At 68.8% G+C, this 19,624-nt stretch carries 24 protein-coding genes; 14 read left to right on the top strand and 10 right to left on the bottom strand.

Annotated features, from left to right (window positions below; translation table 11 throughout):
• Nucleotides 1-134 precede the first annotated feature (134 nt).
• A complete protein-coding gene (locus ACFXC1_RS35230) occupies nt 135-839 on the top strand; it encodes a YoaK family protein (protein ID WP_381250710.1) in 705 nt (234 codons plus the stop codon).
• 314 nt (nt 840-1,153) lie between these two features.
• Nucleotides 1,154-1,738: a TerD family protein gene (locus ACFXC1_RS35225; RefSeq protein WP_381250708.1), complete on the top strand. Its 585-nt coding sequence runs from the start codon at nt 1,154-1,156 to the stop codon at nt 1,736-1,738.
• Nucleotides 1,739-1,804: 66 nt separating this feature from the next.
• On the opposite strand, the gene ACFXC1_RS35220 is transcribed toward ACFXC1_RS35225, so the two are convergent.
• Nucleotides 1,805-3,040 carry a cytochrome P450 gene (locus ACFXC1_RS35220; protein WP_381250706.1) on the bottom strand — a complete coding sequence of 412 codons (1,236 nt, stop codon included), beginning with the start codon at nt 3,038-3,040 and terminating at the stop codon, nt 1,805-1,807.
• A gap of 229 nt (nt 3,041-3,269) precedes the next feature.
• Between ACFXC1_RS35220 and ACFXC1_RS35215 the strand changes: the two genes are divergently transcribed.
• Nucleotides 3,270-4,439: a steroid 3-ketoacyl-CoA thiolase gene (locus tag ACFXC1_RS35215; protein WP_381250704.1), complete on the top strand. Its 1,170-nt coding sequence runs from the start codon at nt 3,270-3,272 to the stop codon at nt 4,437-4,439.
• On the opposite strand, the gene ACFXC1_RS35210 is transcribed toward ACFXC1_RS35215, so the two are convergent.
• On the bottom strand, nt 4,423-5,322 hold the full coding sequence (locus tag ACFXC1_RS35210) for a LysR family transcriptional regulator (protein WP_381250702.1): 900 nt from the start codon (nt 5,320-5,322) through the stop codon (nt 4,423-4,425). The two genes, ACFXC1_RS35215 and ACFXC1_RS35210, sit on opposite strands and share 17 nt — an antisense overlap.
• 139 nt (nt 5,323-5,461) lie before the next feature.
• Between ACFXC1_RS35210 and ACFXC1_RS35205 the strand changes: the two genes are divergently transcribed.
• Entirely contained in the window at nt 5,462-6,349 is an 888-nt protein-coding gene (locus tag ACFXC1_RS35205; protein ID WP_381250700.1) for an SDR family oxidoreductase, read from the top strand.
• Here the strand turns inward: ACFXC1_RS35205 and ACFXC1_RS35200 are convergent.
• The gene (locus ACFXC1_RS35200; protein WP_381250698.1) at nt 6,333-6,608 is read right to left on the bottom strand and encodes a DUF397 domain-containing protein; all 276 of its coding nucleotides are present in this window, start codon (nt 6,606-6,608) and stop codon (nt 6,333-6,335) included. The genes ACFXC1_RS35205 and ACFXC1_RS35200 overlap by 17 nt on opposite strands.
• Nucleotides 6,565-7,428, bottom strand: a complete 864-nt coding sequence (locus ACFXC1_RS35195) for a helix-turn-helix domain-containing protein (RefSeq protein ID WP_381250696.1) — start codon at nt 7,426-7,428, stop codon at nt 6,565-6,567. The genes ACFXC1_RS35200 and ACFXC1_RS35195 overlap by 44 nt, the downstream gene beginning before the upstream one ends.
• 126 nt (nt 7,429-7,554) lie before the next feature.
• Between ACFXC1_RS35195 and ACFXC1_RS35190 the strand changes: the two genes are divergently transcribed.
• Entirely contained in the window at nt 7,555-7,947 is a 393-nt protein-coding gene (locus ACFXC1_RS35190; RefSeq protein WP_381251013.1) for an ATP-binding protein, read from the top strand.
• Between the two features lie 10 nt (nt 7,948-7,957).
• Here ACFXC1_RS35190 and ACFXC1_RS35185 read toward each other — a convergent pair whose 3' ends face one another.
• On the bottom strand, nt 7,958-8,782 hold the full coding sequence (locus ACFXC1_RS35185; protein ID WP_381250694.1) for an SCO4651 family lipoprotein: 825 nt from the start codon (nt 8,780-8,782) through the stop codon (nt 7,958-7,960).
• Nucleotides 8,783-8,968: 186 nt separating this feature from the next.
• Here ACFXC1_RS35185 and ACFXC1_RS35180 point away from each other — a divergent pair, with 186 nt between their 5' ends.
• Nucleotides 8,969-9,469 (top strand): hypothetical protein, encoded by a 501-nt coding sequence (locus ACFXC1_RS35180; protein WP_381250692.1) that lies wholly within the window; start codon nt 8,969-8,971, stop codon nt 9,467-9,469.
• Nucleotides 9,470-9,524: 55 nt separating this feature from the next.
• Here ACFXC1_RS35180 and ACFXC1_RS35175 read toward each other — a convergent pair whose 3' ends face one another.
• Entirely contained in the window at nt 9,525-9,992 is a 468-nt protein-coding gene (locus ACFXC1_RS35175) for a MarR family winged helix-turn-helix transcriptional regulator (protein ID WP_381250690.1), read from the bottom strand.
• 150 nt (nt 9,993-10,142) lie between these two features.
• Here ACFXC1_RS35175 and ACFXC1_RS35170 point away from each other — a divergent pair, with 150 nt between their 5' ends.
• The 4 genes from ACFXC1_RS35170 (at nt 10,143) to ACFXC1_RS35155 (ending at nt 12,747) form a co-directional block, all read left to right on the top strand.
• Nucleotides 10,143-10,877, top strand: a complete 735-nt coding sequence (locus tag ACFXC1_RS35170) for an SDR family NAD(P)-dependent oxidoreductase (protein WP_381251011.1) — start codon at nt 10,143-10,145, stop codon at nt 10,875-10,877.
• A gap of 78 nt (nt 10,878-10,955) precedes the next feature.
• Nucleotides 10,956-11,108, top strand: coding sequence for a hypothetical protein (locus ACFXC1_RS35165; RefSeq protein ID WP_381250688.1), 153 nt, complete (start codon nt 10,956-10,958; stop codon nt 11,106-11,108).
• Nucleotides 11,109-11,117: 9 nt separating this feature from the next.
• A complete protein-coding gene (locus tag ACFXC1_RS35160) occupies nt 11,118-12,029 on the top strand; it encodes an LLM class flavin-dependent oxidoreductase (protein WP_381250686.1) in 912 nt (303 codons plus the stop codon).
• 100 nt (nt 12,030-12,129) lie between these two features.
• The gene (locus ACFXC1_RS35155; protein WP_381250684.1) at nt 12,130-12,747 is read left to right on the top strand and encodes an NADPH-dependent F420 reductase; all 618 of its coding nucleotides are present in this window, start codon (nt 12,130-12,132) and stop codon (nt 12,745-12,747) included.
• Nucleotides 12,748-12,931: 184 nt separating this feature from the next.
• On the opposite strand, the gene ACFXC1_RS35150 is transcribed toward ACFXC1_RS35155, so the two are convergent.
• Complete coding sequence (locus tag ACFXC1_RS35150) at nt 12,932-14,980, bottom strand: bifunctional glycosyltransferase 87/phosphatase PAP2 family protein (RefSeq protein WP_381250682.1); 2,049 nt, start codon at nt 14,978-14,980, stop codon at nt 12,932-12,934.
• 277 nt (nt 14,981-15,257) lie between these two features.
• On the opposite strand from ACFXC1_RS35150, the gene ACFXC1_RS35145 reads away from it, so the two are divergent.
• Nucleotides 15,258-15,929, top strand: coding sequence for an O-methyltransferase (locus ACFXC1_RS35145; protein WP_381250680.1), 672 nt, complete (start codon nt 15,258-15,260; stop codon nt 15,927-15,929).
• A gap of 20 nt (nt 15,930-15,949) precedes the next feature.
• On the opposite strand, the gene ACFXC1_RS35140 is transcribed toward ACFXC1_RS35145, so the two are convergent.
• Entirely contained in the window at nt 15,950-16,342 is a 393-nt protein-coding gene (locus ACFXC1_RS35140; RefSeq protein ID WP_262057773.1) for a hypothetical protein, read from the bottom strand.
• A gap of 82 nt (nt 16,343-16,424) precedes the next feature.
• Here ACFXC1_RS35140 and ACFXC1_RS35135 point away from each other — a divergent pair, with 82 nt between their 5' ends.
• A complete protein-coding gene (locus ACFXC1_RS35135) occupies nt 16,425-16,862 on the top strand; it encodes a DnaJ family domain-containing protein (RefSeq protein WP_381250678.1) in 438 nt (145 codons plus the stop codon).
• Here the strand turns inward: ACFXC1_RS35135 and ACFXC1_RS35130 are convergent.
• Together ACFXC1_RS35130 and ACFXC1_RS35125 are read right to left on the bottom strand one after the other, a co-directional pair.
• Nucleotides 16,851-17,555: a hypothetical protein gene (locus ACFXC1_RS35130; protein ID WP_381250676.1), complete on the bottom strand. Its 705-nt coding sequence runs from the start codon at nt 17,553-17,555 to the stop codon at nt 16,851-16,853. The genes ACFXC1_RS35135 and ACFXC1_RS35130 overlap by 12 nt on opposite strands.
• 5 nt (nt 17,556-17,560) lie before the next feature.
• Entirely contained in the window at nt 17,561-18,205 is a 645-nt protein-coding gene (locus ACFXC1_RS35125) for a hypothetical protein (protein ID WP_381250674.1), read from the bottom strand.
• Between the two features lie 187 nt (nt 18,206-18,392).
• On the opposite strand from ACFXC1_RS35125, the gene ACFXC1_RS35120 reads away from it, so the two are divergent.
• Nucleotides 18,393-19,019, top strand: a complete 627-nt coding sequence (locus ACFXC1_RS35120) for a dihydrofolate reductase family protein (RefSeq protein WP_381250672.1) — start codon at nt 18,393-18,395, stop codon at nt 19,017-19,019.
• 10 nt (nt 19,020-19,029) lie between these two features.
• Nucleotides 19,030-19,530, top strand: coding sequence for a GNAT family N-acetyltransferase (locus ACFXC1_RS35115; protein ID WP_381250670.1), 501 nt, complete (start codon nt 19,030-19,032; stop codon nt 19,528-19,530).
• The last annotated feature ends 94 nt before the right edge of the window (nt 19,531-19,624 follow it).

Here is a 19,624-nt window from a genome sequence, read left to right as displayed (position 1 = left end):
CCCGTCCCTCCCACATTCTCGTGTTGTTTTTTTGTGGGGTTTTTTTTTTTTTTTCCAACCCCCCCCCCCCCCCCCCCGCCGGGGGGGGGGGGCCCCCCCCCCCCCCGGGGGGCCCCCGCCGCTACATTGCGTTCATGGACCAGAACACGGACCAGAACCCACAGCCCAAGTCCTACGACCGTGAGGCGCGCGGACTCCGGCTGGTGGTCGTGCTGCTGGGGCTGACCGTGGTCAGCGGGCTGATCGACGCCGTCAGCTATCTGGGCCTCGGGCATGTCTTCACCGCGAACATGACCGGCAATGTGGTGGTGCTCGGCTTCGCCGCAGCCGGGGCGCCCGGTTTCTCGGTGTCGCGCACCCTCACCTCGCTCGGCGCCTTCCTCGTGGGCGCGGCGGCCGGGGGCCGGATCGCGCTGCGGATGGACACCGGCTCGCGCAGGACCTGGGCGCGGGTCAGCCTCGGCGCGGAGGCGCTGCTCGTGGGCGTGGCCGCGGTGATCGCCTTCGTCGCGCCGGGCGACAGCGCCACCACGCACCCCTTGATCGCCCTCACCGCCTTCGCGATGGGCCTGCGCAACGCGACCGTCCGCAAGCTCAAGGTCACCAGCTTCACGACCACCACGGTTCTGACGATGACCCTGACCGGACTGGTCGCCGACACGGTCGCGGGCGAGGGCTGGGGCCCCGGCACCTTCCGCCGCCTCTCGGCGGCCGTGGCGATGGCCGCCGGCGCGTTTTTCGGCGCGTGGCTGATCCTGCACCACGATCTGCGCTACCCGCTTCTGCTCGCGGCCCTGGTCGCCGCGGTGTTCGCCGTAACCGCATCCGGACGGGAATAGGACCTGTCCGGCGGATCATGCCGCAGACGCGGGATCTGGCACGCCCTCCCCCACTGCCTTAAAGGCGTGGGGGGACCCCCAGCGGCGTCGTCGTCACTCGCCGACGTCCCCCAGCCTTCGGCCGGGAGGTGCCCCCACCGCGTCGACTCCCTACTCCGCCTTGCAGTTGGACGCACCAGATCCCGCTCACCGGTGCTGTTCAGGCACCGCCACTTTCCTGCGACCTGCTCCGCCGGACAGGTCCTAGCCCAAAGCCCGCCCAAGAAGGCAGAATTCGTGCGTCTGAGTCCCACGATCAAGAGGATCGATCACACATGATCACGCTCACGAAGGAAGACGGTCCGGCGGATCTGGACGGAGTGACCCATTTGGAGATCGGGGCGTCCTGGGACCCCACCGTCGGCAGCAGCGGCGGCATCATCGGGAAGCTGCGGCAGAAGGCGGGTACCGACCTCGATCTGATCGCCATCGCGATGCAGGGTCAGGACCCGGTACGGCTCGCGGGGCTCGACTCCGTGGACCCGCTGGGCAACGGCTCGCTGGTGCACAGCGGCGACAACCAGACCGGCAAGGGCGATGGCGACGACGAGACGGTGACCGTCGACCTCGCGCGGATACCCGGCAACATCACCTCGATCGTCTTCGTCGCCGCCGCCTACAAGAAGGGCAGTTCCTTCCAGAAGGCACGGAACATCGCCTTCAAGGTGTACGACGCGACGGGCGGCAGCACCCAGCAGGTCGCCGAGATCTGGCCGAACCTGCTCAGCAGCCACAACGGCTGCGCGGTCGCCAAGGCGGTCCGGGACGGCGCCAGTTGGAAGCTCCAGGTCATCAACGAGACCGGGAACATCAAGCAGGGGGACGAGCGGGAGCTCATGAAGTTCGCGGTACGGAAGTAAGCACAGCGGTGAACGAGAACGGGCCGGCGGCGCCGGGATGCCGCCGGCCCGAGCTGTGCGTTCACCTCAACCGGCGGTCACCTGAAGCTCTTTGACGCCGTTGATCCAGGCGGAGCGCAGCCTGCGCGGGTCGCCGGTCAGGGTCAGGTCGGGCATCGCGTCCGCGATCGCGTTGAAGATCAGGTCGATCTCGAGGACCGCGAGGGACTTGCCGAGGCAGTAGTGCGGGCCGCCGCCGCCGAAGCCGAGGTGCGGGTTCGGGTCGCGCAGGACGTCGAACTCGTCCGGGTTCTCGAAGACTTCGGGGTCGTGGTTGGCGGAGGCGTAGAAGATGCCGACGCGGTCGCCCTTCTTGATGTGCTTGCCGCCGAGCTCGGTGTCCTGGGTCGCCGTCCGCTGGAAGGCGTTGACAGGGGTCGCCCAGCGGACGATCTCCTCGGCGGCGGTCGACGGACGTTCGCGCTTGTACAGCTCCCACTGCTCGGGGTGGGTGAGGAACGCGTGCATGCCGTGGGTGATGGCGTTGCGGGTCGTCTCGTTCCCGGCGACCGACAGCATGAGCACGAAGAAGCCGAACTCGTCGGAGTTCAGGTTGCCCTCGTCCTCGGCGGCGACCAGGGTGCTGACGATGTCGTGGGCCGGGCACTGCTTGCGCTCGGCGGCCATTCCCATGGCGTAGGCGATGAGTTCGGCGGCGGACTCGGCGCCGACCTGCTCCGTGATCGCGTACTCGGGATCGTCGTAGGCGATCATCTTGTTGGACCACTCGAAGATCTTGACGCGGTCGTCCTGCGGGATGCCGATGAGTTCGGCGATGGCCTGGAGGGGCAGTTCGCAGGCGACCTCGGTGACGAAGTCGAAGGGGCCGGAGTGGGTGCGGGCGTTCGCCACGATGGCCTGGGCCCGGTCGCGCAGGCGTTCCTCCAGGGCGCGGATCGCGCGGGGGGTGAAGCCGCGCTGGACGATCTGGCGGACGCGGGTGTGTTCGGGCGGGTCCATGTTGAGCAGGATCAGCCGCTGGGCGTCGATCGATTCGCGCTCCATGTGCTCGTGGAAGCGGATGATCGCCGTGTTGAGGGTCGAGGAGTAGATCTCCGGGTGGGTGGACACGTACCGGACGTCGGCGTGCCGGGTGACGGCCCAGTAGCCCTCGTCCTGGAACCCCGCGATGCCCGCGGCCTGCGGGATCCAGCGGACCGGTTCGGCCGCGCGCAGTTCGGCGAACTCCGGTAGGGGCACGCGGTGGTGGAGCAGGTCGGGGTCGGTGAAGTCGAACCCTTCGGGCAACGCTGGACAGGGCATCGGCGCAACTCCCGTCATCTGACGGTCCATCAGGAACCCGGCTGCCGTGAAGGTAATAACGGGTTCTAGAAGTCGCAAGAGGTGCGGCAAGCCGAATTCCCTGCACGACCCTTGCGGTTGTGGACGGCCTGTCAGCAGACTGCACACAGAACTAGAACGCGTACTAGTTCTGCGTGGCGGGTGGCCGGGACGCCCGCGCCGCGCGGTGGACGAGGAGAGGACGTGTCCCATGGCCGCGGAACCCGTCATCGTGGAAGCCGTACGCACCCCCATCGGCAAGCGCGGCGGCGCGCTCGCCAATCTGCATCCCGCCTATCTGCTGGGCGAGACCTACCGTGAACTCCTCGGCCGCACCGGCATTCACGCCGACTGCGTCGAACAGATCGTCGGCGGCACGGTGACCCACGCCGGCGAGCAGTCCATGAACCCCGCGCGCACGGCCTGGCTGACGATGGGCCTGCCGTACGAGACGGCGGCGACGACCGTCGACTGTCAGTGCGGCTCCTCGCAGCAGGCCTCGCACATGACCGCCAACCTGATCGCGGCGGGCGTCATCGACGTCGGGATCAGCTGCGGGGTAGAGGCGATGTCGCGGGTGCCGCTGGGGTCGGGTTCGAAGCACGGGCCGGGGAAGCCCTTCCCGGACGAGTGGAACGTGGACCTGCCCAACCAGTTCGAGGCCGCCGAACGCATCGCCCGCAACCGGAAGCTGACCCGCGAGAACGTCGACTCGCTCGGCCTGATCTCGCAGGAGCGGGCGGCGATCGCCTGGTCCGAGGAGCGCTTCAAGAAGGAGACGTTCGCCGTCCAGGTGCCGACGACCGAGGACGAGCAGCGCGCGGGCCTCGGCATGTGGCGGCTCGTCGACCGGGACGAGGGCCTGCGCGACACGTCGATGGAGGCCCTCGCCAGGCTGAAGCCGGTCATGCCGACGGCCGTCCACACGGCGGGCAACTCGTCCCAGATCAGCGACGGCGCCTCGGCGATCATGTGGGCGTCGAAGCGGATGGCCAGGGCGCTCAAGCTCCGCCCCCGCGCCCGGATCGTCGCCCAGGCACTGGTCGGCGCCGACCCGCACTACCACCTCGACGGCCCGATCGACGCGACCCGTGCCGTGCTCGGCAAGGCCGGCATGACCCTCAAGGACATCGACATCGTCGAGATCAACGAGGCTTTCGCATCAGTGGTGTTGAGCTGGGCGCAGGTCTTCGAACAGGACCTGGAGAAGGTCAACGTGAACGGCGGTGCGATCGCCCTCGGCCATCCGGTCGGCGCGACCGGCGCCCGCCTCATCACCACCGCGCTGCATGAACTGGAGCGCGCCGACAAGGAGTTCGCGCTGATCACGATGTGCGCGGGCGGGGCGCTGGCGACGGGCACGATCATTCAGCGGCTGTAGCGGACCGGTCGGCAGGGGGCAGTTGCTCCACCGCGCAGGCGCGGAAGGCCGCGAGCAGTCGGTGGTTCTCCTCGCCCGCGCGGGTGGCCAGGACCACCTGGATGGGGTCCACGCCCTCCAGTGGGACCGTGGTCAGGTCGGGTCGCATGCCCTTCAGCACGCTGCCCGCCGGGGCGAGGCACACCGCCTCGCCCGCGGCGATGAGTTCGAGCTTGTCCTCCAGGTTCTTGACGAGCGGACCGTCCGGCGCCGGGCGTCCGTCCGGACGGGGGTCGACACGCCAGAACGCGTTGAACTCCTCGTCGGGGAACCGGGGTACGGGCTCGTCGGCGATGTCGTCGAGGGTGACGAGTTCCTTGCCGGCCAGCCGGTGGGTGACCGGCATCATCACCACGCGTGGCTCCTCGTAGAGGACGGTGACGCTCAACCCCTCGGTGGGGAACGGGAATCGGCCCACGACCACGTCCACCCGGTGCTCCAGCAGGGCGGCCGGCAGCTCGCCCCAGCCCAGGAAGCGGCTGTGCACATCCGCGTCCGGGTGGCGCCCGCGCAGGGCGCGCACCGCCGGGGTGACGATGAGCCCGGTCATGAACCCGATGACGATACGACTGGGCTGCCCGACCGCCCGCGCCTCGGCCGCTGCCTCCTCCGCCGACCGCAGCAGCGCCCGGGCCCGGGGCAGGAACGCCGCCCCCGCCTCGGTGAGTTGAGTGCCCTGCGTGGTCCGGTCGAGGAGCCGCACCCCCAACTCACCCTCCAGCCGCCGCACATGACGACTGAGCGAAGGCTGGGCGAGATGGAGCACGGCCGCCGCCCGGCCGAAGTGCAGTTCCTCGGCGACGACGGTGAAACAGCGCACCAGACGCAGGTCCAGGTCAGTCATACGTCGACTGTACGTCCGTACGAGCTGGGGTGATACCGGAACTGAATCACGTGTTCCGGAGTCGGTCTTGGACGGGCGCACCCGGGCGGGCGCAGGCTGGAAGCACACCACTTCCCGACCCACCTGGGGTGATTTCGTCATGCGTGTTTTCGTCACCGGCGCGACCGGATTCGTCGGCGGCGCGGTCGTCCGCGAACTGCTCGACTCGGGACACCAGGTCCTCGGCCTCGCCCGCTCCGACACCTCGGCGGAACAGCTGGCCGCGACCGGGGCGGAGGTCCACCGGGGTTCCCTGGAGGACCTCGACGCGCTCCGCGCGGGCGCGTCCGCCGCCGACGGCGTGATCCACACCGGTTTCATCCACGACTTCTCGAACTACGCGGCCTCCGTCGTGACGGACCTGAACGCGGTCAGGGCCCTGGTCGACGCGCTCTCCGGAACGGACCGCCCCCTCGTCATCAGCTCCGTGATGAGCCACGGCCCGACCGAGGACGACGTACCCGACCCATCCGCACGCCCCGACCTGCCGCGCCTCCCGGCGGAGGTGACGGTCCTGGCGGCGGCAGCGCAGGGCATCCGCGCGTCCGTCATCCGACTGCCGCAAGTGCACGGCGAGGGCGACCACGCTTTCGTCCCCGGCCTCATCGACATCGCCCGCGCCAAGGGCGTCTCCGCCTACGTCGGCGCCGGCACCAACCGCTGGGCCGCCGTCCACCGCGAGGACGCTGCGCTGCTGTACCGACTGGCGTTGGAGAACGCCCCCGCGGGCACCGTCCTGCACGCGGTCGCCGACGAGGGCGTACCCGTACGGGAGATCGCCGAGGTCATCGGCAAGCGGCTGGACCTACCCGTAACGAGCGTGCCGGTCGAGCAGGCCGGGGACCACTTCGGCTGGCTGGGCCACTTCGTCTCGTCCGACCTCACGGGAACGAGCACGCTCACGCAGAAGCGGTTCGGCTGGACTCCGACCCGAATCGGCCTGCTGGCCGACCTGGACCACGACTACTACTTCAACCAACCGTCGTAGCGGTCCAGTTGACGAAGGTGGTGAAGGCGGCGGGGTCGAGGGTGAGGATCGGCCCCGCCGGGGTCTTGGAGTCGCGGATGAGGAGGGTGGTGGAGGTTGTGGGGCAGGTGGACTCGGCGATCTCTACGCAGTTGCCGCCCTGATCACCGCTGTACGAGGACTTGCGCCAGGCGAGGAGGCCGATCGGCGCGCACTCGATGCAGTTGCCGCCCTGATCACTGCTGTAGCTGGACTTCCGCCACTGGGTCCCCGTCGGCATCGCGTTGTTCCCCATAACGTTCCTCCATCACGCGCCGGATCAGCTCCGCCGAGTCCCTGAGGGAGAGGGCGGCGGCCTGGAGATGATCGTAACGGAGCGAACAGTCCTTGACAGTGTCCGGGTTGGCTGTGGGATGCCCGCTTCCGTAGCTCTCCGTATAGACGATGGTCGGGTCGCTCGGAAAGCGATAGAGGTCATACGAGCCTTGGAGTCCCGCGTGCGCTCCAGTCGAGTGCGGCAGGATCTGGATGTTGATCCGAGGATTGTTCTCGTACGCCAACAGGCGGGCCAGTTGGTTCCTCATGGTCTGTCGGCCGCCGATCTCCAGATGCAGCGCGGCCTCGCTCAGGATCGCCCAGAAGACCGGCGGCTCCTCCTTCTGGAAGATGCGCTGACGAGCCATTCGTACGGCGGTCCGGTCGTCCAGGTTGCTCTGGTCCAGCGTGCCGAGCACGGCGCGGGCGTACTCCTCGGTCTGGAGGAGACCGTGGATCATCTGCGCCTCGAACGAGCAGATCTCCAGTGCCCGCGCCTGCAATTCGGCCACCTGCTGGAACCAGGACGGGAGTTGGCTGCGCAGCACCAGATCGAGCAACCGGGTCAGCAGCCCACCCGTGTCGAGCGCGGCATCCACCCGCTGGCTGAACTCCAGCGTGGGCAGCTTGCGGGCCGTCTCGATCTGGCCGATCAGTGACCCGGTGTAGTTGACGATCTTGCCGAGTTCTCGCTGTGTGAGACCGGCCGCTTCCCGGTAACGGCGCAGCTCGAAGCCGTAGTAGTCCAGCGGCGACGCCCCTGGATCGAGGGTGTTGATGTGCACGCGGAGCCCCTGCCTCCCGACAACCAACCAGAAGTGTCCACCCGCGAACGGGTTGTATTCGTACCGTTGCCGAGGGTAGCGGCGGGGCGTCAGCCTCGTAGCGTGAATGAACCAACTCCCCCCGCCATGCTGGCCTTTCCCGACCGCCGGCAGTACGTCATGCACCTCACCGTGGGTGAACACTCCGCCCGGCACATCCGCCGTATCGTCCGCTCGTTCCTGCTGGAGTGGGGCATGCCGGAGCTGTCGGACGCGGTGGAACTGGCCGTGACGGAGCTCCTCGCCAACGTCGTCCGGCATGTCCCGGACCGGCGCTGCGGACTGCGGCTGCAACGCCAGCTCGCCGGAATCCGCGTGGAGGTGACCGACGGCATCCCTGAACTCCCCACCCTGAACCCGGAGTTGGACCCCGAGTCGGAGAACGGCCGCGGGCTCGTCATCCTGGACGCGGTGACCGACAAGTGGGGGGTGTCACCGGCGTCGAGGGGCGGGAAGACGGTGTGGTTCGAGTGCTCGTGAACTCGGGCCGTCAGCCCCCGAGTTCGGCGGTGTCGTCGGCGGGCGGGGTCTTGACGGTCACCTTCTGGTTGATGTCGAGGAAGGTGACGGTCAGGTCGAGCCTGCCGCCGTCGGCGTCGTTCCGCGTGGGATAGGTCTTGCCCCGCACCCGGAACTGCCTGGGGTGGTCGTCGCCGTCGACCCACAGGTCCATGGTCATGGTCCCGTCGACCTGCATGGCCACGAACTGGTCGAGGCTGTCGGTCCGGCGCTGCCAGGCCGCCTTTCCCTTGGCGGCGCTCTGGGCGTCGCGCAGGCCGGGCTCGGTGACCGTTCCCCGGTAGTGCGTGGCCTTCGTGCCGTCGACCGTCTCGGCGCCGATCCTCCGCACGTCCTGGGAGCCCACCATGATCGTGGACTGCACGACCGGGCTCCCCTCCATCGAACCGGGCAGCACGCCATAGGACTGGTTGTCCGCCGCGCCACGCCCCCACACAGCCGGCTCGGCCTTGAACCAGCTCTTGCCGCCCAACTTCGACGCGTCGACCCCACTCCCGCCGACGTAGATCGCCTTGTCGACGAACCGGATGTCCAACTCGCCGGGCTTGAGCGCGCCGACCACGGTCATCACCATGGTCATGACCGCCGGTTTCGCCTTCATGGACGCCTCGGCCGTCAGCCGCCCCTTCTCGGGCACGGTCCCGCTGACCCGGTAGTGCAGCGAGGTGATGTCCTCGGCCTTCTCCACCGCCTTGGCCACGGCCGCCGCAGGCGCCGGCTTGGCCGAGTCCTCGTCCGCGGAGTCACCCCCACACCCCACCGCTCCCCCACCGAGCAGCACAGCGGCGAACGCCACGCCGGTCGCTCTCCGCGACACGGCCGCACACACCGAAATCCCCACAACTCCCCCTGGAATCAGGCGTATTCACACCGGTCAAGAGCACGATCTTATTCAGGGACGGAAATTGGTGCCCAAGTAATAAAAGCCGGGGCAAGGGAATGTCATGGGCCTCGGCGTGGAAACCGGAAGGAAGACGTGCCGATGACGCAACGCGGGCGGGACGCGACCAGCTGGTCACGCTTCCAGGACAGGCGGTTCAACGGATACCTGGGGGTCAGGCTTCCGCACGAACTGGACGGCGAGGTCGACGCTTTCGTCATCGCGTACATGAGCCGTCCGGAGCCGCTCGACCTGGGTCGGCGGGCCGCAGGGGTGCTGAGTGCCTATGGCCAGCGCATGGCGTCCGTGGCGGTCAGGACGCGGGCCCCCGAACCACTGCGGCGCGGACTCGTCGCCGTAGGCCTGGCCCAGGCGCATCTTGAGGACCCGCGCAACAATCTGTACGGGCTCGCCGCGCTCCATGACAGCGCGTCCTTGATCGGCACCCCGTTTTCCGGTCTCATCACCCAGGTGTCCCGCCACCTCCCGCCGTCCGGCCTGGCGGCGCTGCGCGATTTCGACGGATGCCAGGACCGCGACAAGACCATCGAAGCCATGGGGATCAGACGGATCGGCGAGGGTGAGACCTTCCTCTACCGGTAGGCCGCGGGCGATCAGCGAAGACGTCACCGACGCGTGCCGCGAGCTCGGGAGCCCCTCAGCCAGGACCTTCCGCGTTTTCGAGCTTGGCCCAGATCCGGGTGAGGGCAGCGATGTCATCGTCGTCGAGGGGATCGACGAAATATTTCTTGACCGAATCCTCGAAGGTTCGCCTGACCGTCTCGGCGAAGCGCCGTCCGCTCTTGGTGAAGCTGATGAGAGACACCCGACCGTCGCCCTGGTCGGCTCCACGTTGCAGGTGCCCGGCATCGATCAGTTGCTGAACCAACCGTGATGCCCTGGTCGGGCTGACGCTGACGAGTTTGCCGGACAGACCTCGAACCGACTGAGGCTCGGCCTCCAAGAGCCAGCACAGGATCTCGACAGTGCTGAACGAGATCTTGTGCTGGTCCATCAGCACGGCGTCGATCCGCCCGGTGACCGTGGCGTGCGTGAACAGCAGCGCGAACCAGCCGTTGACCTGGTCCGGGGAAAGGATTCGCGGTTGCGACACGGGTGCCCTCATGCGCGGCAGCATACCCGAAATTGGATGCTCGCCCATTTAGGTGCGCGCGCACGCATCTGCTACGGTAGGCATGTAGTCGGGAACGGGAGACCATCCCCGTTCACGGAACGGCCGTTCGGCCTTTCGGCCGACAGAAAGGTGAAGGTCAACATGCTCAAACTTGATGGCAAGGTCGCCGTGATCACTGGAGCAACCTCTGGGATGGCGTTGGCGGCGGCCAAGTTGTTCGTGACCGAAGGCGCCTACGTGTTCATCACCGGGCGGGACAAGGACAGACTGGACGAGGCGGTCGCGGCCATCGGCCACAACGTGACGGGCGTACAAGCGGACTCGGGAAACCTGGACGACCTGGCTCGCTTGGCCGAGACCGTGCGGGAGCACCACGGACGAGTCGACGTCCTCTTCGCGAGCGCCGGCGTCGCGTCGGTGTCCGACCCGCTGGGAAGCATCACCCCCGATACGTTCGATGCGCTGGTGGGCGTGAACTTCCGCGGCACCGTGTTCACCGTTCAGTACCTGCTGCCATTGATGAGCGACGGTGCGTCGATCATCCTGAACGGCACGAGCAGCGCGACCAAGGGCATCCCCGGTGCCGGTGTCTACTCGGCGAGCAAGGCCGCCATTCGTTCACTTGCCCGCACCTGGGCCGAGGAGTTGAAGGTCCGCGGTATCCGGGTGAATGTCGTCAGTCCCGGTTCGATCGACACCGCGCTCTTCAGCACCGTGCCCCCCGAGTTCCGGGAACAGATCACCGCCGCCATTCCGCTGGGACGGCTGGGAACCAGCGAGGAAATCGGGGCTGCCGCGCTGTTCCTGGCCTCCTCGGACGCCAGCTTCGTCACCGGCGCGAACCTGGTCGTCGACGGCGGGTTCAGCCAGATCTGACGGCGAGTGCCGAGCAGAGGAGTGCGTCATGTCGGCGCTCAACTACTTGGTGTCGAACCGGCCGTTGTCGGTGCCACCGTGCACGAGTTCACTGTCGGCTTCTGGTGGGCCGCCGGCCTGTTCTGGGCCGCCGCTGCCGTCTGCGGGCCTCTGATCCGCGGTGGCGCCGGCCTTCACCACGAGGCCGGCCGGCCCGAGCCTCTCGACGAAATCGTCGGCGTCCTGATCTGACGACACGCTGTGCGCGACGAGGTCGCGTCGCGGCTGACCACGAACGAACGACTGGAGGAGACGTCGATGCCCGACTACGGTCATCCCCTGCGTTTCGCAACATTCATCGGTCCCACCAACTCCCCGCCGAGCCGTCCGGTCGAGTTGGCGCAGCTGAGCGAGCGGCTCGGCTTCGACTTCGTCACCTTCCAGGACCATCCCTACCAGTCGAGCTTTCTCGATACCTGGACTCTGCTGAGCTGGGTGGCCGCGCGGACCGAGCGCATCGGAGTGTCCGGCAACATGCTGAACCTGCCGCTGCGTCAGCCCCCCGCCGTACTCGCCCGCGCGGCGGCCAGCCTCGACCTGCTCTCCGGTGGACGGACCAGCCTCGGACTCGGAGCCGGCTACTACTGGGATGCCGTGCAGGCGATCGGCGGACGGCGGCTGACCCCGCTACAGGGCGTCGCGGCACTTGGCGAGGCAATCGACATCATCCGCGGGGTCTGGGATGCCGACGGGCCCGGCGGCGTGGACGTCGACGGCGAGTTCTATTCGGTGCACGGCGCCGAGCGTGGACCCGCGCCCGCCCACGAGATCCCGATCTGGGTCGGCGCCCACAAGCCGAAGATGCAGGGCTTGGTGGGACGCAAGGCCGATGGTTGGCTGCCGTCGCTGCCGATGATGGAGCCGGGCGGCGTGGCAAAGGGAAACGCGATCATCGACGATGCCGCCCGGGCCGCCGGCCGCGATCCCCACGAGATCACCCGCCTCCTCAACATCTTCCCGGGCCGGCAGACTCCGGAGGCACTGACCCGGCTGGCCGTCGAGGACGGCGTCAGCACCTTCATTCTGGCCAGCGACGACCAGGACGTAATCGAGCGCTTCGCCGCTGAAACCATCCCCGCGGTACGCGAACACGTCGCCCGCGAACGCACCTAGTCCGCGAGCCAATGCTGCGTGGCCGAAGTGCTTGATGCAGCCCAACAGACCGGCAACACATTCCTTACCGGCAGCTCCATGGACAGCAAAGGAACACGTCATGACCACCATCAGCATCATCGGTTCGGGCAACATGGCCACCGCCATCGGCACCCGGGCAGCCAAGCACGGCCACGCGATCGAGCTCATGAGCCGCAACACCGCCAAGGCTTTGGCGCTGGCCGACCAGATCGGCCACGGAGCCACGGTCGGCGCGCTCGGCGCAACGCCGGCGGGTGACATCGTCATCGTGGCCGTCCCGTACACCGGCGCAGTCGACGTGGTCACTCACTACGGCGACGCGCTTGCCGACAAGATCCTCGTCGACATCTCCAATCCCTTCAACGCCGACGCCAGCGGACTCGCGACCACCCCAGACAGCTCGGCGGCCCAGGAGATCGCTGCTGCCGCCCCCGAGGGCACACCCGTCGTGAAGGCGCTGAACTCGGTCTTCGGCCACGTCCTCGCTCACGACACGCCCCTGGACGTTTTTGTTGCCGGCGACGACGCCGCAGCGAAGGCACAGGTCTCGGCGTTTCTGGAGAGCATCGACTTGCGCCCCCTCGACACGGGAGGGCTCGCGATGGCTTCGGTCCTCGAATGGACCGGCATCCTGCTGATGGGGCTGGCCCGCAACGGCGCCGGCTTCGACATCGCCCTCGGCGCCGAAGTCCGCTGAACACCCTTTTCGGCCACCCGCTACACGACCCTGGGCTTGTCGAGCATGGAGCCGACGTTGCTCCTGGCCGGCTGGAGCGCCGACAGCCAACGGAACAACAACCCGACAGCGGGAACACACGGCCGGAACCCCGAGAACTGACTCGACCTCCAGCCTGCGGCCGGTCGGTATCGGCCCCGGCTGATCAGGGAGCCGCCGCAGGCTCCAACTCCGCCCCGATCTCCACCGGTTTCTTCGACAACCGCGCCCGCGGCCCCTGGAAGACGTACGCCAGCCCGAAGCCCGCCGCCACGACCGCCGCTCCGCCCGCCGCGTCCAGGACCCAGTGGTTGCCGGTCGCGACGATCGCCGTGACGGTGAAGAAGGGGTGGAGCAGGCCCAGCGCCTTCATCCACCACTTCGGGGCGATGATCGCGATGACCACACCGCACCACAGGGACCAGCCGAAGTGCAGGGACGGCATCGCCGCGTACTGGTTGGTGAGGGCGGTGAGGGTGCCGTAGTCCGGCTTGGAGAAGTCCTGGACGCCGTGGACCGTGTCGATGATGCCGAGGCCCGGGAGGAGGCGCGGCGGGGCCAGCGGGTAGAGCCAGAAGCCGACCAGTGCGAGGAGGGTGGCGAAGCCGAGGGAGGAGCGGGCCCAGCGGTAGTCGACCGGGCGGCGCCAGTAGAGGACGGCCATCACGCTCAGCGGGACCACGAAGTGGAAGGACTCGTAGTAGAAGTTGAAGAACTCCCGCAGGAAGTCGACCTTCACGACCCAGTGGTTGACCGCGTGCTCGATGTCGATGTGCAGGAACTGCTCGATCGAGAGGATCTGGTGGCCGTGGTGTTCCGCCGTGGCCCGGCCGCCCGCGTTGGTGCCGCCCGTCGCCGCCAGGCGGACCTGCTGGTAGGCGGCGTAGGTGACGCGGATGAGGAGGAGTTCGAGGAGGAGGTTCGGGCGGGTCAGGACGCGGCGCAGCTGCGGGATCAGCGGGACGTGCTTCCAGCGGGCCGGGACCGGCTCGGCGTACTCCGTGGGGATCGGCCGCCGGTAGTACTCCGACGTACGGGACAGGAACGGCATGACCGTCGCGGCGGCGAGGGCCGCGAGCAGGACGACGTTGTCGCGGATGGGGTACATGGCCGGCATGTTCGGCAGCATCATCTTCGCGGGCAGCGTGACGACGAGGACCACCGCCACCGGCCACACGTACCGGTCCGAGGCCCGCTTGCCGACCCGGCCGACCACCGCGAGCAGCACCCACAGCAGCTGGTGCTGCCAGGTCGTCGGCGACACGGCGATCGCCGCGCAGCCGGTGACCGCGACCGCGAGCAGCAGCTGCCCGTCGCGCGCGTAGCCCACGGCCCGGCGCAGGCCCACGTACGCGACGACCGCGCCGAGCGCCAGGAAGACACCGATCTCCAGCGGCCCGGTCAGGTCGAGGCGCAGCAGCGCGCCGTGCAGCGACTGGTTGCCGAGGCCGTCCGCCGCGCCGCCGAGACCGGCACCGGCCATGTGGTGCACCCAGTAGGTGTACGAGTCGTGCGGCATCGCCGCCCAGGCGACCACCACGCTCGCGGCGAACGTCAGCGCGGAGGTCACGGCGGCCCGGCGCCGGTCGGTGAACCACAGCAGCGGCGCGAACAGCAGCACCGTCGGCTGGAGGGCCGCGGCGAGACCGATCAGCACGCCGCTGGCCCGCTCGCCGCGCACCGTGAAGCAGGCGAGCAGCACGAGCAGGACCGGAATGATGCTGGTCTGGCCGAGCCAGAGCGTGTTGCGCACCGGCAGCGACAGCATCAGCAGGCTGATCGCGACGGGCGCGGCGAGCAGCGAGGCCCGGCGGGTGACGGGCTGCGGGAGCGCCCGGGAGACGACGAGACCGAGCGCGACGACGAGCAGCAGCGTCCCGAAGGTCCAGCCCCAGCCGAGGGCCTGCTCGGCGGCCCGGGTGAGCGGCTTGAGGACGAGCCCGCCGAAGGGGGTGCCGGTGAACTGCGTCGAGTCGTACAGCGAGCCCTTCACATGCAGCACGCCGTTCGGCCCGACCCAGGTCTCCAGGTCCGTCAGCCGCTCCCCCTGCGGGGTGCTGAGGACCACGGCCACCTGGCGTACGGCCAGGACCGCGGCCACCAGCCACAGGCCCAGGCGCGCCGCGCGCAGCCGTGCCCTGGCCGTCCCGGTGGCCGTCGACCCGAAAGCTCCCACGGCTCCCGCCGGTCGCCCGCTGTGCTCCACGTTCGCCACGCCTCGTAGGCCTCCCGCCCCGCTCGTCCCACGCGTCACACGCGTGGCTGTTCCCTCTGCGAACCCTATGAGGTTCGCACCCCCGGCGGGAGGGACGCAGGCAACCCCCTCTTCACCTGACGGCCGCCCTCCTTTTGTCCGGATGACGATAGTCGGCCCCGGGTTGCCTGGGCACGGCAAATAACCGTGTATCCGTAGAGTGAGTGATTGCACACGAACGGGTCGCAGCAATTCTCACCGGATTCACGATCACCGGATTCACGAAGGGCACCGGCACATGAGCGAGTCGCAGTTGTGGAACGACGTCGACGACTACCTGATCGGCCACCTCTCCCCGCACGACGAGGTTCTGGAGGCGGCCCTCCGCGACAGCGACTCCGCCGGCCTCCCGCAGATCGCGGTGTCCGCCGCCGCGGGCAAGCTGCTGCACCTCCTCGCCCAAATCCAGGGCGCCACCCGCATCCTGGAGATCGGCACCCTCGGCGGCTACAGCACGATCCTGCTGGCCCGCGCGCTGCCCGCCGACGGCCGTCTGATCACCCTGGAGTACAGCCCGAAGCACGCCGAGGTCGCGGGCCGCAACATCGCCCGCGCGGGCCTCGACAAGATCGTCGAGATCCGGGTCGGCCCGGCCCTGGACTCACTGGCCGCACTCGCCGACGAGAACGCGGCCCCCTTCGACCTCGTCTTCATCGACGCCGACAAGGCCAACAACCCGAACTACGTCGAATGGGCACTCAAGCTCACCCGCCCCGGCAGCGTGATCATCGTCGACAACGTGGTCCGCGGCGGCCGGGTCGCCGACCCGGCCAACACGGATCCCGACGTCCTCGGCACACGCGCGGTCATCGAACTGATCGGCTCGCACCCGCGCCTGTCCGGCACGGCGATCCAGACGGTGGGCGAGAAGGGCTACGACGGCTTCGCGCTCGCCAGGGTCATCGACTAGGAGCTCTCCACCAGTCCATCTCAACTCTCGTGATAGAAGCCGACGTTGATGCTGCGCGGCCCGGTGCGGTCCTTGATGACGATCTCGCCGCTGCCACCACGGGGCAACGGGACGCTCCCGCCGTAGCCGACCGTCTGGGCGTACTCCCCGACGATCAGCCGTACTTCGGAGGACGGGTCGGGCTGGGAGCCGCGCAGCCAGCTCACCTGCCAGATGCCCTCGGGACCGCACAGGAACTCCAGATGGACCCGTGAGATGAACAGCCAGTCGTCCGGTGTCACCAGCCGGCACACCGACTCGTCGCGGCCCACCCGCAGCACCGCGCCCGGGTCGCTGGGCGCCTCGGCCATCAGCATGCCGGCCGTGGCGCCCTCGTCCGTCCCGGAGACCGAGGCCATGGTGAGTTCGAGCACGTGCGCTTCCCCCTTGAGGTGTCCTTACACAGCCGCCGCATGATAAATCCCCCGGCCGATCCACGTCCGGCACAATGGAGTCATGACCGAGCGAAAGCCACCGGGTGTGTCCTTCGAGTCCTGGGTCGACAAGCAGATCCGGGACGCCGAGCGAGCCGGCGAGTTCGCCCAACTCCCGGGCGCGGGCAAGCCGTTGCCGTCCGGTTCCGACACGACGTACGACGAACTGTGGTGGATCAAGCAGAAGATGGCCCGCGAGGGCATCTCCGTGCTCCCGCCGACGCTGGCACTGCGCAAAGAGGCCGAGGACGCCCTGGCTGCGGCGTACTCGGCCCCTTCGGAGCGGATCGCTCGGCAGATCATCACCGAAGTCAACGTGAAGATCCGCGACATGATGTTCAAGCCACCGCCCGGCCCGCCGCTGGGAATGAAGCCGTACGACGTGGAAGAGGTCGCACGGGAGTGGCGGGAGCGCCGGGCGGCCGACGGGTCCGGTGGACCCGGCGGGTCAGATGTGTAGAAGCCGCTCCGTGAGTTCGCGGTAGTCCCGCAGCGCCAGCCGGAGCTGCTCGGTGTCGTCCGAGCCCTTGGACTCCCAGGAGCTGTGCAGGCTGTCACGCCGCTTGGTGACGGCCTGGGTCAGCCGGTCGGCGACCTCCTCCAGGACGTGGGCGGCCTCCTCGACGGCGGAGCGCGGCTCGTCGACGAACCCGGTCACCGCGTGCTGGAGCCGCAGGTTGAACTTGTCGCTCTCGTCGTGCGGCAGCAGGCTCCCGTTCTCGGCGTCCAGCCGGTCGTGCCGCTTGTCGGCGGCGGTGGACGCGGATGCGGGCGGGGGCTCGGGGGCGTGCACGGGGGCGGCCTTGTCGGTCTGCCCGGTCTGCCCGGTCTGGCGGTCGACCTGCCGGTCGGTCTGCCGCGGGATCGGAGTGACCGTCGTGGCCTCCCGCCGGTCACCGGCCTTGGCCGGGTCCCGCCGCTCGCTACCCGCGCCGGTACCCATACCCGTACCGGTACCCATACCCGTACCGGTACCCATACCCGAACCGGTACCCGCAGCCGTACCGGTACCCGCAGCCGTACCCGCACCGATGTCCGTACGGTCCGTGCCGGTGTCCGTACTCGCGCCCTTGCGCTCGCCGGTCTCGCGGCGCTCGCGGCTCTCGCGGGTTTCGTCGCTCGTGTCGCCGTTGGGTCGTGTCACATCGGTCATGCGGCTCAACTTCCCTTCACTGCTTGCCTGTTGAATGAGCCGAACGCGTGGCGTCCGGTACGGCTGCTGCCGTTGCCACGGCCGCCGCCGTCGTCCGCGCTGATCAGGTCGTCGAAGAGGGCGCGGGCTTCGAGCATGGCCTCGCGCATCTCCTCGGTACCGGCCTGGCTCTCCTGCGCGCCGTTCGTGCGCGACTGGACGACGCGGTGCACGCGCCGGTAGCCGTGGACGTGGTCCGCGTGGTGCACGGACAGCGCGTCGAACTGCTTGTCGTACTCCTCGACGCCGGGGAAGCCCCGGGCCCCGGCCACCTCGCCGAGCAGCTGGTCGACGTCGGTCAGGGCCTGGCGGGGCGAGTCGACGAAGAGCTCCTGGGCGGCGGCCCAACGGGCCTGGTACTGCTCACGGGCCGCGGGCTCCAACGGCTGCTCCCGCAGCGAACCGTGCTGCTGGACACGCTCGCCGAGCTCCCGCTCGGCGGCCTTCGTGTCGCCGTCGTGCCGGGCCACGGTCCGGTCGTACTCGGGCCCGAAGCGCCGTTTCAGGCCCGAGCCGCCCATCGCGCCCCGGGCACGCGGTGCGAGGGCCGCCGCGGCAGCGACCACGCCGACCACGATCACGATCAAAACGATGATCACGCCTGTGGACATGAGTGCCTTCCGGATTCTTGGTCAACCGGCTCTCGTAGTCGGTCGGTTCCCGTACCGGGTTGCCGCAAAGGTCCCCTTCAAACGACGGCCACGGCTACGGGGATTCCGTGATGCCGGTGTGTCGATTCCGCCCCGGCCCGATCGACGCATGGATAAAGGACCGGTTGAGACAATCGAGGAGACTGTCATGGGTGAGGTCATCGCACGGCTGGCCATGTCGCTGGACGGCTACATCGCGGGGCCGGAGTCAGGTCGGGAGCATCCGCTCGGGATCGGCGGGGAGCGCCTGCACTCATGGGTGTTCGGGCTCCGGAGCTTCCGTCGCATGCAGGGCATGGCGGGCGGGGACACAGGCCCGGACGACGAACTGCTCGCCGAATGGATCGAACGACCGGGCGCGGTGGTCATGGGCCACGGCATGTTCATCACCGGGGAGACCCCGTGGGGCGACGAACCCCCCTTCCACGCCCCCGTGTTCGTCGTCACCCACCATCCACGCGAACCGGTGTCGAAGAAGGGCGGCACGACCTACCACTTCGTCACGGAAGGCCCCCACCACGCACTGGAGTCGGCCCGCAAGGCAGCCGGCGACAAGGACATTTCACTCGCCGGCGGCGCCGACCTGGTCCAGCAGTTCATCCGCGCCGGATGGCTGGACGAACTCCTCCTGCATGTCGTGCCCGTGCTCGCGTGCGGCGGACGGCGCCTGTTCGACAACGTGGGCGACCAGCACATCGAGTGGACCAAGACCCAGGTTCTGGACTCTCCGGGGGTCACCCATATTCGGTTGCGCCGCACCCCCGCGGCCTCCTGACAATGCCCGCATGACCTGGACGATCGCCCCGGAGCCCTACGACTCCCCCGTAGCCGCCGCGCTCTGGAGGGCGTACTACACGGAGGTCAGCGACCGCTGGTACCTGCTCCACGAGAACCGGCGAACGGACCCCGCCGAGCTGGAGCGCGAGATCGCCGCCCGCACGGGTGCCGAACTCGCCCCGCCCGACGGCCAGTTGCTGGTAGCCCGGCACGAGGGCACGCCAGCAGGATCGGCAGGCGTACGCCTCCTCTCCCCCACAACAGCCGAGCTGACAAGGGTCTTCCTCCACAAGCAGCTGCGCGGCCGGGGCGGCGCCGCAAAGCTGGTAACAGCCGCAGAGGAGGCAGCCCGCGCCCTGGGCGCCCACACCATCATCCTCGACACCCGCCACGACCTCATCGAGGCCCGCACCCTCTACACCCACCTCGGCTACAGGGAGACCGACCCCCACAACAACGACCCCTACGCAGAACACTGGTTCCGCAAAGCCCTGCTCAACCAACGGTGAGGGCCCACCCACTCTCCCTGTCCCCACGCGCCGGCCGAGAGGGAGCCGCAGGGGCGCGCCGGTGTCGAGAGGCCCAGCGCGCGGAGGCCCGAAG

It is taken from the genome of Streptomyces hokutonensis, assembly GCF_042751305.1.
In the GTDB taxonomy this organism is placed as follows: domain Bacteria; phylum Actinomycetota; class Actinomycetes; order Streptomycetales; family Streptomycetaceae; genus Streptomyces; species Streptomyces hokutonensis_A.
This window is presented reverse-complemented; position numbering and strand designations above follow the sequence as displayed.